Raw genomic sequence first — 15756 nt, 5'->3', positions numbered from 1 at the left:
CTACGCTTGAGGCATGGAAACGGGGACGGCGGGTGGGACGGCGGGGCCGGTGTGGGTGGCGCTGCCCGGGGGGCTGCTGAGGCTGCGCCGCGTGCTGCTGGTGGTCTGGACCGGGGGTGCGGCGGCGGCGACGGGGATCGCGGCCGGCCTGCTGCTCGGTCCGCTCTGGGCGCTGACGGCGGTGGTCTGGCTGCTCGTCCTGGCCTGGGGCTGGGACCTGGCCGGGCGGAACTGGCGGTCCTGGCGGTACGCCGAGCGCGCCGACGACCTGCTGATCAGCCGGGGCGTGCTGTGGCGGGAGCAGACGGTGGTCCCGTACGGCCGGATGCAGCTGGTCGAGGTGACCTCGGGCCCGCTGGAGCGCCGCTTCGGGCTGGCCTCCGTACAACTGCACACGGCGGCGGCGGCCACCGACGCCAAGATCCCGGGCCTCGCGCCCGCCGAGGCGGAGCGGCTGCGCGACCGGCTCACCGCGCTCGGCCAGGCAAGGTCGGCGGGCCTGTGACGGCCGGGCCGGCGCAGGGCGATCCGGCGACCCCCGACCCCCTGACCCCTGACGCGGCCGCCCCGGGCCCGGCGGCCCCGGAGGCCCCGGAGGTGCCCGCGGGTGAGCGGCGGCTGCACCCCTTCACCCCGCTGCGCCGTGCCTGGGTGCCGATCGCGGCGACCGTCGGCGTGGCCCTCCAGCAGGGGGACAAGGCGCGGCAGTGGATGGCGGACCAGCCCACGGCACTGCGTCTGGGCGCCCTGGCCGCGCTGGTGCTCGTCTTCGGCCTGTACGGGTTCCTGAGCTGGTGGGTCACCCACTACGCGGTGACCGACACGGAGCTGCGGATCCGCACCGGCCTGCTGTTCCGGCGCACGGCCCACATCCGGCTCGACCGGATCCAGGCCGTGGACGTCACCCGACCGCTGCTCGCCCGCCTCGCCGGGGTCGCGAAACTGCGCCTCGACGTCATAGGCACCGAGGACAAGGACGAGCTGTCCTTCCTCTCCGAGAAGGAGGCCGCGGCCCTGCGGGCCGAGCTGCTGGCCCGTGCGGCCGGCTTCGCCCCCGAGGAGGCGGTACGCCTGGGCGAGGCCCCCGAGCGCGAGCTGCTGCGCGTGCGCCCGAGCGACCTCGTCGTCTCGCTGCTGCTGAGCCTGGGCGTCTGGGCGGCCCTGGCCGGCGGGCTCGTCGCGCCGGTGGCCGTGTGGTGGGTCAGCTCCAGCCCCTGGGCGGCCGTCATCACCCTGCTCCCGCTGCTCGGCGCGGTCTGGGCGGGCACCGCGGGCCGCTTCCTCGTCGAGTACGACTGGCGGGTCGCCGAGTCCCCCGACGGACTGCGCCTGGACCACGGACTGCTGGACCGGGCCCACGAGACGGTGCCGCCGGGCCGGGTGCAGACCGTGCGGATCGTGGAGCCGCTCCTGTGGCGGCGGCGCGACTGGGTCCGGGTCGAGCTGGCCGTGGCGGGTTCGAAGAACGGCGTGCTGGTCCCGGTGGCCTCGCGGGCCGCCGCGCACGCGGTGATCGCCCGGGTGCTGCCCGGCGTGGATCTGGCGGCCCTGTCCTTCAGCGGCTCGCCGGACACCGGTGCCCGCTGGGTGGTCCCGGTGTGGTGGAAGGGCTACGCGCTGGCCGTCTCCCCGGAGGTGTTCGCCGCCCGCCGCGGCCGGCTGTGCCGCCGCACGGAGATCGTCCCGCACGCCAAGGTGCAGAGCGTCCGGCTCTCCCAGGGCCCCTGGGAGCGTGCCCGCGGCTTCGCCGACGTGCACGTGGACACCGGCGCGAACGGCACGGTGACCGCCCGGCTCCGGGCGGCCGACGAAGCCGCCGGGCTGCTCCACGCCCAGGCGGCCCGCGCCCGCACCTCCCGCGCGGCGGCCCGCCCGGACCGCTGGATGACGGCACCGGAGGGGCAGGACGCCGGGGCGTAGGCGCAGGGCACCGGCCGCCCGGCCCGACCGGCTAGCCGGCCGCCCGGCCGAAGCCGCCGCCGCCGCCCGCCCGGACCAGGCCCGTCTCGTACGCCAGGACCACCACCTGCACGCGGTCGCGCAGGCCCAGCTTGGTCAGGATCCGGCCCACGTGGGTCTTGACCGTCGCCTCCGAGAGCACCAGCCGCGCGGCGATCTCCCCGTTCGACAACCCCTGGGCCACCAGGAGCATGACCTCGCGCTCCCGCTCCGTCAGCCGCTCGATCTCCTTGTTCCGCGGCTCCTGGGTGGTCGTCGGCAGCATCGGGGCGAAGCGGTCCAGCAGGCGCCGCGTCGTGGACGGGGCGACCACCGCGTCCCCGCTGTGCACCGAGCGGATCGCGGCCAGCAGCTCGGCCGGCGGCACGTCCTTCAGCATGAAGCCGCTCGCACCCGCCTTCAGCCCCGAGAACGCGTACTCGTCCAGGTCGAAGGTGGTCAGGATGATCACCTTCGGGTGCTCGTCCGGCTCGCAGATCCGCCGTGTGGCCTCGACCCCGTCCAGCTTCGGCATGCGCACGTCCATGAGCACCACGTCCACCTTCGTGGCCCGCAGCACCTCCAGTGCCTCCAGGCCGTCCCCCGCTTCGGCGACGACCTCCATGTCCGGCTGGGCGGCGAGCACCATGCGGAAGCCGGTGCGCAGCAGCACCTGGTCGTCGACCAGCATCACTCGGATGGACATCGTCACCTCGTCCTCTTCAACTCTTCTTCAGGGGCAGCAGTGCGCTGATCCGGAAGCCGCCGCCGGGCCGCGGCCCGGCGTCCAGGGTTCCGCCGACCATACCGATCCGCTCGCGCATGCCGATCAGGCCGTGCCCGGCGCCGTCGGCGCCGCCGTCCTCGTACACCTCGTGGGACGCTCCCCGCCCGTCGTCCTCGACCAGCAGCCCGAGGCCGTCGTCGAAGTAGACCAGCCGGACGCTCGCCGACGCCTCGGGGCCCCCGTGCTTGCGCGTATTGGTCAGCGCCTCCTGCACGATCCGGTAGGCGGTCAGCTCGACGCCGCTCGGCAGCCGCCGCGGCGCGCCCTCGACCTCGAAGTCGACCGTCAGCCCCGCCGCCCGTACCTGCTCGACCAGGACCTCGATCTGCTCGACGTCGGGCTGGGGCACGTAGTCCTCCGACTCCTGGGGCTCGCCGGTGCGCAGGACGCCGAGCAGCCGGCGCATCTCGGCCAGCGCCTGGCGGCCCGTGCCGGAGATGGTCTGCAGGGCCTCCTTCGCCTGCTCGGGCGCGACGTCCATGACGTACGCGGCCCCGTCGGCCTGGACCACCATCACCGAGACGTTGTGCGCGACGACGTCGTGCAGTTCGCGGGCGATCCGGGCGCGCTCGGCGGCCACGGCCACCTTGGACTGGGCCGCGCGCTCCTTCTCCAGCCGCTGGTTGCGTTCGATGAGCTGGGCGTAGTAGGCCCGCCGGGTGCGCAGGGAGTCGCCCAGCACCCAGGCCAGGACGAAGGGGACGATCATGAAGACGGCGAAGAGGGCGTTGTCGACGTCGCTGGTGCCCTTGTCGACGCCGTGCCGCAGGAAGTAGAGCGGGGCGGCCGTCAGGCCCCAGCCGAGGGCGGTGCGCGAGACCCAGCGCGGGACCTCGCTCGCCGCGACCGTGTACAGGATCACGAACATGGCGATGTCGTAGAACCCGGCGATGATCCCGGCGCCCAGCTGGACGAGGCCCGCCGCGAGGGTGAGCCAGAACGCCGCCTGCGTCCACCGGCGGCGCAGGGCCAGGGCGGTGCTCAGCGCGATCACGACGGGGACGGCGGCGATCTTCAGCGGCCGGTCGATGCCCGGCTCGCCCACGACGTTCAGCATCGAGACACCGAAGAAGAGCGCAGCCCAGAAGCTGTCGACGCCCGTCGGGTGTCTGCGGAGGAAGTCGTAGAGGCGCTGCACCCCACCCAGGGTAGGGAACGCGATCAGGTGCTGGAGTCAACCAGAGGTTCCAACCTCGCTCGGGGGGCGTACTCCGCAAGGTGGAGGGTGCGCATAACCTTCGTGGGATGAGCCCCCAGGAGGAAGCCGGAGCCGCGGTCCGGTGGCGCAGTGCGATGGAAGCCGCGCTCTACGGGCCGGGCGGTTTCTACGTCCGGGCGGGCGGGCCCGGTCCCGCCGGGCACTTCCGCACCTCGGTCCACGCCTCCGGTCTGTACGCCGGCGCCGTGGCCCGGCTGCTGGTGCGGGTCGACGCGGAGCTCGGCCGCCCGGCGGCCCTGGACCTCGTGGACATGGGCGCCGGGCGGGCGGAGCTGCTGGGCGGGGTGCTCGCCGCGCTGCCGGCGGAGGTGGCCGCCCGGGTGCGTCCGCACGCCGTGGAACGCGCGGAGCGGCCCGCCGGGCTCGATCCGCGGATCCGCTGGACGGCGTCGCCGCCCGAGGGGGTGACGGGGCTGCTCTTCGCCAACGAGTGGCTGGACAACGTGCCCCTCGACATCGCCGAGGACGGGCGGTACGTGCTGGTCGGGCCGGACGGTACGGAGCGTGCCGGCGGCCCGCTGGACGCCGCGGACCGGGCCTGGCTGGAGCGGTGGTGGCCCGGCGCGGGCCGGGCGGAGATCGGCCGGACGCGCGACGAGGCATGGGCGGCGGCGGTGGCCGGTGTGGAGCGGGGCCTGGCGGTGGCGGTGGACTACGGGCACACCCGGGGAACGAGGCCGCCGTACGGCACGCTGACCGGTTTTCGCGGGGGGCGGGAGGTTCCGCCGGTGCCCGACGGCAGCTGTGACATCACCGCCCATGTGGCGCTGGACGCCTGCGCGGGGCCGGGCTCGGTGCTGCTGACCCAGCGCGAGGCCCTGACCGCCCTCGGGGTCTCGGGGGCCCGGCCCCCGCTGGCCCTGGCCTCCGCGGATCCCGCGGGCTACGTCCGCGCGCTCGCCGCCGCGGGGCAGGCGGCCGAGCTGACGGCCCGCGGGGGGCTGGGGGACTTCCGGTGGCTCTGCCAGCCGGTGGGCAGTGGGTCGGCCTGGCCGGACGGCTGACGCTGTCCTGCCTGGGGCGGATCCCGTTCGGGACCCGCCCCCTTCGGGGTGCGTGCCTACTGCGTGACCTCGTCGTGGCCCGGGTGCAGGCCACCGCCGCCGCCGCTGCCGCCCGGGGTCGGGACGGAGACGACCGGCTTGGAGAGCGGGGCCAGGTCGTGGGCGTAGTGGCCGACCGCGTCGGCGATGACGTCGACGTTGATGTCGAGCGCCTTCTGGTCGATGTTGGTGATGTCGTCACCCGCGGCGTGGTAGTTCACGTCGTACGCGACGCCCGCCTGGCCGCCGAACTTGGCGGCCTCCTCCGCGGTCTTGATGCCCTCGGCGCCGGTGAACGTGCCGCCGGAGGGAATCCCGACCTCGATGAACGGGCCGTAGTCCGAGCGGCCGGAGAAGTCCGTGCCCGCGTGCGGGATCTTCTTGGAGTCGAGGAAGTCGGTGATGCCCTTCTCGATCTGCGCGGAGCCCTCCGGACCGGGGCCCGAGCCCACGCCGTCCGAGTCGTCGCCGTCGTAGACGAAGTAGGCGGCGTTCGGCGAGGCGATCATGTCGAAGTTCAGGTAGAGCTTGATCTGCTTCTTCTGCTCCTCCGTCAGGCCCGCGACATACGCCTCGGAGCCGAGCAGGCCGTACTCCTCCGCCGACCACCAGGCGAACTTGACCTTGTTCTTGATCTTCGTCTGGCTGCTCGCGAGGCGCTGGGCGACCTGGAGGATGCCGGCCGAACCGGAGCCGTTGTCGTTGATGCCCGGGCCCGCCGCGACCGAGTCGAGGTGCGCGCCGAGGAAGACGGTGTTGTCCGCGTCCCCGCCGCGGGTCTCCGCGACCACGTTGTAGGTCTTGCGGTTCTCGCGGAACTCGCGGATGTCCAGGGTGAGCTCGACCGGGCCGGCCGCGGCGTCGGCGGCGAGCCTCTCGCCGTCCGCCTGGGTGATGCCGCCGGTCGGGATCTTGCCGACGGTGGCGTCGCCCAGGGTGCCGTTCAGGGCGCCCGCGGTGTTGTTGTAGACGACCGCGCCGACGGCGCCCGCCGCCGCCGCGTTCGTCTGCTTGACGGCGAAGGCGCAGCCGCCGCGCTTGACCAGGGCGATCTTCCCGGTGAAGGCGCCCGCGGCGAAGTCGCCCGGCTCGCAGCCGTGGGTACCGTCCGCGTCGACCGGCGTCACCGCGAGCGGCGCGGTGACGCCGCCCTCCGGGCTGCTCGCCGTGTAGGTCATCAGGTGGATCGGCACGTCTCGCCCGGCGGCGCCGTTCACCGTCAGCTTCTCGGCGACGGCCTCGACGTACACGAAGTCGAACTCGTTCTTCGTGACGTTGTAGCCGGCCGCCTTCATCACCGCCTCGACGTACTTGGCGGACTGGACGTGGCCCGGGGAGCCGGCGACGCGGGTGCCGCCGTTGTAGTCCGCGATGGACTGCAGGACCTTCAGGTGGTTGTACGCACCCTTGCCGGTCGCGTCCTTGACCAGCTTCCGGGCGAGCGCGTCACCCCGCGCGGCGTCGCTCTGCGGGCTCGTGGCGCCGGCCGGGCCGGCGAGCAGCAGCGGTGAGACAAGGGCCGCGGCCGCCAGGGCGGCGGTTGCTGCGGCTATACGTCGTGAGGGCATGCAAGGTCCTTCCACGGCAAATGCGAGCAGGGCCAAACGGTGGACGCACGTTAAGCGGCGAGGAGCCGCCGTGACCAGACTTTCAACTGATTCCGGTTCATGAAATCCGGATATCGGCGAATTGGCCTAGCGCAGGATGCCCTCGATGAAGTCCGAGCCGATGCGGGCGACTGCCGGCAGATCCAACTGATGCTGGGCATACCGCCCTTGACGCCGCGTATCGATCAGACCGGCCCTTTTCAGGACGGCCAGGTGGCGTGACACCTCCGGGGCGGTGATCCCGTGCACGGTGGCGAGCTCGCCCGTGGTGTGCGGGGCTCGGGCCAGGCTCCGGCACAGCATCATCCGTACGGGGTGGGCCAGCGCCTCCATGCGCCGCCGGAGCAGCTCCACCGACCCGGGCGCGGAGGCCGGTCCGGGGGTGTCGAGCGGGTAGTGCACCACCGGGCGCCAGCCCGGGGCGTGCAGCACCAGCAGGTGCGGCCAGCCGAAGTGGGTCGGTATGAAGACCAGCCCGGTGCCGGTCCGGGGGTCGGTGGCGGTCGTCGAGCCGTCCACCATCTTGTCGGCGGTGATGGTGGTGCGGTCCGCGTCGACACCGAGGGCGGTCGAGACCTCCCCGAGCGCCGCCGCCAGCCCCTTGCGGCGCAGCAGCTCGGTCTTGTGCCGGGCGTCGGCGCTCTGCGCGGGCTCGACGCGCTTCCAGGTCTCGGCGAAGAAGGCCGCGTCGCAGTCCTCGACCAGCCGTCGCATCCACACCCGTACGGCGGCGGTGTCGTCCAGCAGCCGGAGGGAGAAGGCCAGCTGGCGGGGGCCGCGGGCGGCGGCCGCCTCCAGCGCCCTGGCACGGCTCGACGGATCCGTGAGGGGGGAGGGGTCGCCGCCGTCGTTGTAGGCGGCGAGCCGGCAGTGTTCGAGGGCGGCCGTCACGAACCGCTCGTCGTCCATCCGGTCGAGTACGTCGAGTTCCTCGGCCAGGGTGGCGCCGGGCAGGCCGGTCCCGCCGGGGACCCCGGCGAACGGCATGAAGATGTCGGCGAAGGAGCTGCGCCACATGAACCCGGCCTCCAGCAGCCGGTCCGCGAGGCACGGATCGAGCGAGGCGGCGGTGGCGGCGCTCCAGGAGGCGAGCCGGGGGTGGTGGGCGGGCTGGGAGAGCGCGTGCAGGGCCATGCAGAGCTCGGCGAGGGGCGAGGGCGTGAAGTGGATGTGCTCCGCGGGGAGGCCGGCGATGTCGATGGTGACGCTCATCGGGCCATTCTGTGCGCTGCCGTTCCCACCGGCGGTCCCGGCTCCGCTGGCGGCCACGGCCCCGCTGGTGGGCTCCGCTCCACCGGCTCCGTTCCACCGGTCGGCCCCGCTCCACCGGTCCGGGCCGGTGAAGCCGGGGCGTCGCGCTACTCGAAGTTCGGGGCGTTGCGCTCGTACACCAGCCGCAGGCCGATCAGCGTCAGCCAGGGCTCGTGGTCGTCGATCACCGAGGACTCGCCCAGCACCATCGGGGCCAGGCCGCCGGTGGCGATGACCCGCACGTCGTCCGGGTCGCCGTTCGGGCCGGCCAGTTCCTTGGCCATCCGGCCCACGACCCCGTCGACCTGGCCGGCGAAACCGTAGACCACGCCCGACTGCATCGCCTCGACGGTGGACTTGCCGATCACGTTGCGCGGGCGGGCCAGCTCGATCTTCCGCAGCTGGGCGCCGCGGACGCCGAGCGCCTCCATCGAGATCTCGATGCCCGGGGAGATCACCCCGCCCACGTACTCGCCCTTCGCGGACACCGCGTCGAAGGTGGTCGCCGTGCCGAAGTCGACCACGATCGCCGGACCCCCGTAGAGCTCGACGGCCGCTACCGCGTTGATGATGCGGTCCGCGCCGACCTCCTTCGGGTTGTCCATGAGGATCGGCACCCCGGTCCTGATGCCCGGCTCCACCAGCACCGCCGGGACGTCACCGTAGTACCGCCGGGTGACCTCGCGCAGCTCGTGCAGGACCGACGGCACCGTCGAGCAGATCGCGATGCCGTGGATCCCGTCGCCCAGCTCGCTGCCGAGCATCGGGTGCATGCCCATCAGCCCCTGCATCAGCACCGCCATCTCGTCGGCGGTGCGGCGCGGGTCGGTCGAGATGCGCCAGTGCTCGACGATCTCGTCACCGTCGAACAGGCCGAGGACCGTATGGGTGTTGCCCACGTCGATGGTGAGGAGCACGGGTTACACCGCCTCGCGCAGGTCGAGGCCGATGTCCAGGATGGGCGAGGAGTGGGTCAGCCCGCCGACCGCCAGGTAGTCCACGCCGGTCTCGGCGTACGCCCGCGCGGTGTCCAGCGTCAGGCGGCCCGAGGACTCCAGCACCGCGCGGCCGGCCACCAGGGCCACGGCCTCGGCGGTCTGCGCGACGGTGAAGTTGTCCAGCAGGATCAGGTCGGCGCCCGCTTCCAGGACCTCGCCGATCTGCTCCAGGGTGTCGACCTCGATCTCCACGGGTACGTCCGGGAAGGCGTCCCGTACGGCCTTGAACGCCTGGGCGACGCCGCCGGCGGCCACCACGTGGTTGTCCTTCACCAGCGCCGCGTCCGACAGGGACATGCGGTGGTTGACGCCGCCGCCGCAGCGCACCGCGTACTTCTCCAGCGAGCGCAGCCCCGGGGTGGTCTTGCGGGTGTCGCGGACCTTCGCCCCCGTGCCCTCCAGCACCTGCGCCCAGCGGCGGGTGGCCGTCGCGATGCCCGACAGGCGGCACAGGATGTTCAGCGCGCTGCGCTCACCGGTCAGCAGGTCCCGGGTGCGCGCGCGGACGGACAGCAGCAGCTGCCCGGCCTCGACGCTGTCGCCGTCCTCCGCGTGCCGCTCCACCTCGAACGCCTCGGTGCAGACCACGGAGAACACGGCCTCGGCGACGCGCAGGCCGGCCACGACGCCGGCCTCGCGGGCGACGAAGTCGGCCACGGCCTCCGCTTCCTCGGGCACCGTGGCGACGGTGGTGACGTCCACCCCGCCGTCCAGGTCCTCGGAGAGCGCCATGTGGGCGATGTCCTCGACCTCCACGGGGTCCAGTCCCGCGTCCGCCAGCAGCTGGGCCAGCGCCGGGTCCAGGCCGGTCTCCTCGCCGTCGCCGCAGGCGCAGTCGTCGCCGCAGCCGCCGTCGTTCTGGTCGATCAGGGGAAGTTCGGGGGTGCTCACGGTCACTGCTCCAGGCTCGGGGTGCTCAAGGGGACGTGCACGGACGGGAAGTCCGCGGAGTCGGTGGGGGCGACCACCAGGGCGCGCTTGCGCGTCGCGGACAGGCGGACGACGAGATGGCGGCGCCAGGCGGCATCGTCCCGGTCCGGGTGGTCCTCGCGCCAGTGGCAGCCGCGGGTCTCCACGCGCCGCTGCGCGGCGGCGACCAGCACCCGGGCCACGCACAGCAGGTTCGTCGCCTCCCAGGTGTCCACCCCCGGTTCGGCCGTCTTGCCGTGCGCTTCCAGGTCGTTCAGGGCGGTGGCGTACAGCGCTTCGAGCGCCTCGGCGGCGGTGTCCAGCGACGCGGCCGAGCGCAGCACGCCCGCGCCGTTCGTCATGATCCGCTGGATCTCGTACCGCGCCTCGGCGGGCTGCAGCGGACCGGTCGAGGGCACCGGGATGCCGGGGCCGTTGCCGGTGCGGGCCTGCGCGGCGATGTCGTCGGCGATGCGCTCGGCGAAGACCAGGCCCTCCAGCAGGGAGTTGGAGGCCAGCCGGTTCGCGCCGTGCACGCCGGTGCAGGCGACCTCGCCGCAGGCGTACAGGCCGGGGACGGTGGTGCGGCCGTGCAGGTCGGTCCGCACGCCGCCGGAGGCGTAGTGCGCGGCGGGCGCGACCGGGACCGGCTCGGTCACCGGGTCGATGCCGTGCGCCCGGCAGGCGGCGAGGATGGTCGGGAAGCGCTGCTCCCACATCTCGGCGCCGAAGTGCCGGGCGTCGAGGTACATGTGCTGCGCGCCCTGCTCCTGCATGCGGCGCATGATGCCCTTGGCGACGATGTCGCGCGGGGCGAGCTCGGCGAGCTCGTGCGCGCCGACCATGAAGCGCACGCCGTCCGCGTCGACGAGGTGCGCGCCCTCGCCGCGGACCGCCTCCGAGACGAGCGGCTGCTGGCCCTCGGCGTCCGGGCCGAGGAACAGCACGGTGGGGTGGAACTGCACGAACTCCAGGTCCGAGACCTCGGCCCCGGCGCGCAGCGCGAGCGCCACGCCGTCGCCGGTGGAGACCGAGGGGTTCGTGGTCGCGGAGAAGACCTGGCCCATGCCGCCGGTCGCGAGGATCACGGCGGGGGCGTGGACGGCGCCGACGCCGTCGTGCTGGCCCTCGCCCATCACGTGCAGCGTGACGCCGGCGGTCCGGCCCTCCGCGTCCTGGAGCAGGTCCAGGACGAGCGCGTTCTCGACGGTGCGGATCCCCGCGGCCTGCACGGCTTCGACGAGGGCCCGGGAGATCTCGGCGCCGGTGGCGTCACCGCCCGCGTGCGCGATGCGGCGCCGGTGGTGGCCGCCCTCGCGGGTCAGTTCTATCTCGCCGGTCTCCGCGGAGGTGTCGAAGACGGCGCCCGTGGCCATCAGCCGCCGTACCGCGTCCGGCCCTTCGGTGACGAGCAGCCGTACGGCCGCCTCGTCGCACAGGCCCGCGCCGGCGACCAGCGTGTCGTCCAGGTGCTGCTCGGGTGTGTCGCCCTCGCCGAGCGCCGCGGCGATGCCGCCCTGCGCCCAGCGGGTCGAGCCGTCGTCGAGCCGGGCCTTGGTGACCACGACCGTACGGCGGCCGGCGGCGGCGCAGCGCAGCGCCGCGGTGAGCCCGGCGACACCGGATCCGACGACCACGACGTCGGCGTCGAGGGCCCAGCCGGGGGCGGGGGCGTGCAGCCGTATGCCGGTGCCCGCGCCCGTGCCGCCCGGGGGGAGGCCTCTGCCTGGGGTGCTCACGAGTGTGCTCCGAATTCCAGTGGGATGTTGTCGATCAGCCGGGTCGTGCCCACCTTCGCGGCGACGGCCAGGACGGCCTGCCCGGTGAACCCGGGTCCGGCCTCGGTGAAGTCCTGCGGGTCCACCAGCGCCAGGTAGTCCAGCACGAGCGGCGGGTCGTGCCGGCCGGCCTCCTCCAGGACGTGCCCCGCGGCGGCCCGTACGGCGTCCGGCAGCCCGCAGCCGGCCGCCGAGACGGCGTGCGCGTCGGCGGAGGCGCGGATCTCGCCGAGGCGGGCCAGGGCCGTGGCGCGCTCGTCGCTGGCCGGGGCGGCCTCCGCGCGGGCCCGCAGCGCGGCCTGCGCGGCGAGCCGGTCCTGTCCGGCGAACAGGGCGCGGGACAGGGCCAGGGCGGTGCGCCGCTCGGCGGGGGAGAGGTAGCGGTTGCGGGAGGACAGCGCGAGCCCGTCCTCCTCGCGGACGGTCGGGACGCCGACCACCTCCACGGGGAAGTTCAGGTCGGTCACCATGCGCCGGATCAGCGCCAGTTGCTGCGCGTCCTTCTGGCCGAAGAGGGCCAGGTCGGGCTGGGTGAGGTGGAGCAGCTTGGCGACGACGGTCAGCATGCCGTCGAAGTGGCCCGGGCGGGTGGCGCCTTCGAGGCGCTCGCCCATCGGGCCGGCGCTGATCCGCACCTGCGGGTCGCCGCCGGGGTAGACCTCCGCGACGGCCGGGGCGAACACCGCGTCGGCGCCCGCCGCTCGCGCGAGGGCGAGGTCGGCGTCGAGGGTGCGCGGGTAGCGGTCCAGGTCCTCGTTCGCCCCGAACTGAAGGGGGTTGACGAACACGGTGACCACGACCTGACCCTGCGGCCCGGCCAGCTGCCGGGCCGAGCGGATCAGCGTGGCATGGCCCTCGTGCAGGGCGCCCATGGTCATCACCACGGCCCGGCGGCCTGCGCGCGGGAGGGCGCGCAGCTCTTCGGCGGTGTCGAGCAGCAGACCGCTCACGGGGCGGTGCCCCCTTCCGCGTCCGTGTCGGCGAGGACGCCGAGCAGGTCCTCGGCGAGCTCCGGCTTGAGCAGGCCGTGCGCGAGGGCCCGGTCGGCGGTGCTGCGGGCCATCGCCAGGTACCCGGCGACGGTGCCGGGCGCGTGCTTGCGCAGTTCCGAGACGTGCGCGGCGACCGTGCCGGCGTCGCCGCGGGCCACCGGGCCGGTCAGTGCGGCGTCCCCGGAGCGCAGCGCGTTGTCGAGGGCCGCGCCGAGCAGCGGGCCGAGCATGCGGGCGGGGTGCGCCACCCCGGCCGTGCCCAGCAGTTCCATGGCCTGGGCGACCAGGGTGACCAGGTGGTTCGAGCCCAGCGCGAGGGCCGCGTGGTAGAGCGGGCGGTTCTCCTCCGCGATCCACTCCGGCTCCCCGCCCATCTCGATGACCAGCGCTTCGGCCGCGAGCCGCAACTCCTCGGGGGCGGTGACGCCGAAGGAGCAGCCGGCCAGCCGCTGCACGTCGACCTCGGTGCCGGTGAAGGTCATCGCCGGGTGCAGGGCCAGCGGCAGGGCGCCCGCGCGGCGCGCCGGGTCGAGGACGGCGGTGCCGTAGCGGCCGGAGGTGTGGACCAGGAGCTGCCCGGGCCGGATCGCGCCGGTCTCGGCGAGCCCCTCGACCAGGGAGGGCAGCGCGTCGTCCGGCACGGTGAGGAGGACCAGATCGGCGTTCTCGAACACCTGTGCCGGCGGGACGAGGGGGACGTCGGGCAGCATCCGCGCGGCGCGGCGCACCGAGGCGTCGGAGACGCCGGACACGGCGATCGGGCGGTGCCCGGCCTGCTGGAGCGCGCGGGCCAGCGCGGGGCCGACCCGGCCGGCTCCGACGACGCCGACCGCCAGCCGGGCAGGGCGTGGCTGCTGTGAGGAATTCACGCGGGGAGGGCCTTCCGTTCCAGTCCGCGGGGGGTACCGGACGATACGTCGCCATGCTAGCTCCTGGGCCCCCGCCCGGTCGGCGATGATCGTGAGCCATGAGCGAGGACGACGAGGACACCGAGCGGGAGATGCGGCAGGCGTCCGTATGGCGGGGAGCCGGGCGGACGCTGTCGCGCTCCCTGCGGGACGCCACCGTGGCGGAGCTGCTGGCGCCCCTGGCCGAAGCCCCGTACGACACGGACCAGCCGGCCGACGTCTACGGGGACGGCGTGGTCGCCGCACTGGAACGGCGCGTCGCGGAGCTGCTGGGCACGCAGGACGCGGCCTTCTTCCCCAGCGGGACCATGGCGCAGCAGGTCGCCCTGCGCTGCTGGGCCGGGCGGACGGGGAACCCGGTGGTGGCGCTGCACCCCTCGAGCCACCTCGAGCGGTGGGAGGGCGGCGCGCTGTCGGCCGTCTCCGGGCTGCGGACGGTGCACCCGACCACGGAGGACCGCCAGCCGACGGCCGGCGAGGTCGCGGCGCTCGCGGAGCCGTTCGGCACGCTGGTGCTGGAGCTCCCCCTGCGGGACGCGGGCTTCGTCCTGCCCGGCTGGGAGGAGCTGCGGGCGCTGACCGACGCGGCGCGGGAGCGGGAGGCGGTCGTCCACTTCGACGGGGCGCGGCTGTGGGAGACCACCGTGCACTTCGGGCGCACGCTGCCGGAGATCGCGGGGCTCGCGGACTCGGTCTACGTCTCGTTCTACAAGTCGCTCGGCGGCCTGAGCGGGGCGGCGCTGGCCGGGCCGGAGGCGTTCGTGGAGGAGGCCCGGGTCTGGCGCCACCGGTACGGCGGCCAGGTCTTCCGCCAGTTCCCGCAGGCCCTGGCCGCGCTGGCCGGGCTGGAGCGGGAGCTGCCGCGGCTGCCGTCGTACGTGGCGCAGGCGCGGGAGGTGGCGGCGGCGCTGGGGCCGGCCTTCGCGCGGGCCGGGATCCCGTGGTTCCGGATCCATCCGCAGGTCCCGCACACCCACCAGTTCCAGGTCTGGCTCCCCCACGACCCGGACCGCCTGACGGAGGCGTCGGTGCGCGTCGCCCGGGAGACCGGCCGGGTGCTGTTCCGCCGCTGGTCCGCCGGGCCCGTCCCCGGCCTGTCGGTCACCGAGGTCGAGGTCACGCAGCCGGGTCTGACCTGGACCGGGAAGGAGGTCGCCGAGGCCGTGGCGGAGTTCACCGACCGCCTGTGAAGGGGCCCCGGCGGGAACCGGGGAATCGCCGAATTGCGGGAAAGTCACCGGCGGGGGCCGGTCGCGGCGATACCGTCCCCTCACCGGAACACCCCGCGAGGAGAGACCATGACCGCTCGGCCCGTGTGGCAGAAGTCCTCGTTCTGCGGCGAGGAGGAGGACGCCTGCGTCTACGTCTTCGCCGCCCCCGGCACGCTCGTGCGCGTCGCGGACCGCGCCGATCCCGCGCACCTGGTGCTCGCCACGACCCAGGCGGCCTGGGCCGATTTCCTGGCCGCCGTCAAGGAGAACGGCTGAGCGACCGGCCGCGCCGCAGGGGATTTTGTCCGATTAGCGCGTATCGTCGGCCCATGCCCACGCCCTACGGATCCCGCGGCGGCATGGCGTTCAGCGCCGCCGAGCTGCACGTGCTCAGGCGCTCGCTCGCCCACGCCCTCCAGTCCTCCCCGGTCCCCCTGCGGGCCTCCGAGGTCCAGGACTGCCTGCGCCTCGCCCAGTCGGTGGACGACGTGGTCCAGGAGGCGGCCCGGCTCAGAGCCTTCCTCCTGGAGGACCTGGCCCGCTACCGGGCCGCTCTGCCCGGCAGCCTCCCGGGCTACCTGGAACTGCTCCAGGACGCCCTGGCGGCCGGCTACGAGCCCGCTGCCGACGACCTGGCCGCCCTGCGCGCCCTGCGGGCCAACCCGGTCGCCGCCGCGCTGCTCGACCGGGCCCAGGCCGTCGCGGAGCGCTCCGTGCGCCGCCGGCTGTCGACCGCCCCCGCCCCGCGGACCAGGCTCCTGGCCCTGGCGGGAGGCCGGGAGGAGCCCGCACCGGGGCCGAAGCCGCGGCCGGGCGAACCGGAGCCGCAGCAGCCCGAGCGCCCCCCGCGGCCGGTCCCCACCCCCGGCGAGGTCTTCCCGCCGCGCCGCAAGCCCACCCCGCCCCCCGGCGAGGACCGGGCCGTCGGCTAGTGCGGTGACCGAACGGTGCACCGCGTCGCGGCGCTCCCCCGGCCACCACTGGGAGGTGCCCCCGGTCACGGCACCCCGCCGCGTCGTCGGACCGCACGAGTACGTCCAGTACGAGCCGCGGCCCTCCGCCTTGCGATGCACCGTGCACCGGGCACCGCGACCCGGCAGACCATTCCGGCCGCG

At 74.6% G+C, this 15756-nt stretch carries 15 protein-coding genes; 6 read left to right on the top strand and 9 right to left on the bottom strand.

Annotated elements, in window-relative coordinates; all coding sequences use genetic code 11:
• The first annotated feature begins 13 nt into the window (after window positions 1-13).
• Window positions 14-505, top strand: a complete 492-nt coding sequence (locus AC07FY_RS10190; protein WP_479003340.1) for a PH domain-containing protein — start codon at window positions 14-16, stop codon at window positions 503-505.
• A complete protein-coding gene (locus AC07FY_RS10185; protein WP_479003337.1) occupies window positions 502-1920 on the top strand; it encodes a PH domain-containing protein in 1419 nt (472 codons plus the stop codon). Before AC07FY_RS10190 ends, AC07FY_RS10185 begins: the two co-directional genes overlap by 4 nt.
• Window positions 1921-1951: 31 nt before the next feature.
• On the opposite strand, the gene AC07FY_RS10180 is transcribed toward AC07FY_RS10185, so the two are convergent.
• Window positions 1952-2644 (bottom strand): response regulator transcription factor, encoded by a 693-nt coding sequence (locus tag AC07FY_RS10180; RefSeq protein WP_479003334.1) that lies wholly within the window; start codon window positions 2642-2644, stop codon window positions 1952-1954.
• A gap of 16 nt (window positions 2645-2660) precedes the next feature.
• Complete coding sequence (locus tag AC07FY_RS10175; RefSeq protein WP_479003331.1) at window positions 2661-3863, bottom strand: sensor histidine kinase; 1203 nt, start codon at window positions 3861-3863, stop codon at window positions 2661-2663.
• A 107-nt stretch (window positions 3864-3970) separates the two neighbouring features.
• On the opposite strand from AC07FY_RS10175, the gene AC07FY_RS10170 reads away from it, so the two are divergent.
• Entirely contained in the window at window positions 3971-4948 is a 978-nt protein-coding gene (locus tag AC07FY_RS10170) for an SAM-dependent methyltransferase (protein ID WP_479003328.1), read from the top strand.
• Between the two features lie 56 nt (window positions 4949-5004).
• Here AC07FY_RS10170 and AC07FY_RS10165 read toward each other — a convergent pair whose 3' ends face one another.
• The 7 genes from AC07FY_RS10165 to AC07FY_RS10135 all read right to left on the bottom strand — a co-directional run bounded on the left by AC07FY_RS10165 (window position 5005) and on the right by AC07FY_RS10135 (window position 13391).
• Window positions 5005-6555, bottom strand: coding sequence for a M28 family metallopeptidase (locus AC07FY_RS10165; RefSeq protein WP_479003325.1), 1551 nt, complete (start codon window positions 6553-6555; stop codon window positions 5005-5007).
• A 126-nt stretch (window positions 6556-6681) separates the two neighbouring features.
• Window positions 6682-7806: a DUF5937 family protein gene (locus AC07FY_RS10160; protein WP_479003324.1), complete on the bottom strand. Its 1125-nt coding sequence runs from the start codon at window positions 7804-7806 to the stop codon at window positions 6682-6684.
• A gap of 146 nt (window positions 7807-7952) precedes the next feature.
• Window positions 7953-8762 carry a type III pantothenate kinase gene (locus tag AC07FY_RS10155; protein ID WP_479003322.1) on the bottom strand — a complete coding sequence of 270 codons (810 nt, stop codon included), beginning with the start codon at window positions 8760-8762 and terminating at the stop codon, window positions 7953-7955.
• Window positions 8763-8765: 3 nt separating this feature from the next.
• Window positions 8766-9734 carry a carboxylating nicotinate-nucleotide diphosphorylase gene (gene nadC, locus AC07FY_RS10150; protein ID WP_479003319.1) on the bottom strand — a complete coding sequence of 323 codons (969 nt, stop codon included), beginning with the start codon at window positions 9732-9734 and terminating at the stop codon, window positions 8766-8768.
• Between the two features lie 2 nt (window positions 9735-9736).
• Window positions 9737-11491, bottom strand: coding sequence for an L-aspartate oxidase (locus AC07FY_RS10145; protein WP_479003316.1), 1755 nt, complete (start codon window positions 11489-11491; stop codon window positions 9737-9739).
• Window positions 11488-12480, bottom strand: a complete 993-nt coding sequence (gene panC / locus AC07FY_RS10140; protein WP_479003313.1) for a pantoate--beta-alanine ligase — start codon at window positions 12478-12480, stop codon at window positions 11488-11490. The genes AC07FY_RS10145 and panC overlap by 4 nt, the downstream gene beginning before the upstream one ends.
• Entirely contained in the window at window positions 12477-13391 is a 915-nt protein-coding gene (locus AC07FY_RS10135; protein WP_479003310.1) for a Rossmann-like and DUF2520 domain-containing protein, read from the bottom strand. Before AC07FY_RS10135 ends, panC begins: the two co-directional genes overlap by 4 nt.
• A gap of 98 nt (window positions 13392-13489) precedes the next feature.
• On the opposite strand from AC07FY_RS10135, the gene AC07FY_RS10130 reads away from it, so the two are divergent.
• The 3 genes from AC07FY_RS10130 to AC07FY_RS10120 all read left to right on the top strand — a co-directional run bounded on the left by AC07FY_RS10130 (window position 13490) and on the right by AC07FY_RS10120 (window position 15573).
• Entirely contained in the window at window positions 13490-14620 is a 1131-nt protein-coding gene (locus AC07FY_RS10130) for a threonine aldolase family protein (protein ID WP_479003307.1), read from the top strand.
• Window positions 14621-14728: 108 nt separating this feature from the next.
• Window positions 14729-14917, top strand: coding sequence for a DUF397 domain-containing protein (locus AC07FY_RS10125; protein ID WP_479003305.1), 189 nt, complete (start codon window positions 14729-14731; stop codon window positions 14915-14917).
• A 53-nt stretch (window positions 14918-14970) separates the two neighbouring features.
• On the top strand, window positions 14971-15573 hold the full coding sequence (locus AC07FY_RS10120) for a hypothetical protein (protein ID WP_479003302.1): 603 nt from the start codon (window positions 14971-14973) through the stop codon (window positions 15571-15573).
• The last annotated feature ends 183 nt before the right edge of the window (window positions 15574-15756 follow it).

The organism is Streptomyces sp. NPDC045967 (assembly GCF_056430495.1).
This window is presented reverse-complemented; position numbering and strand designations above follow the sequence as displayed.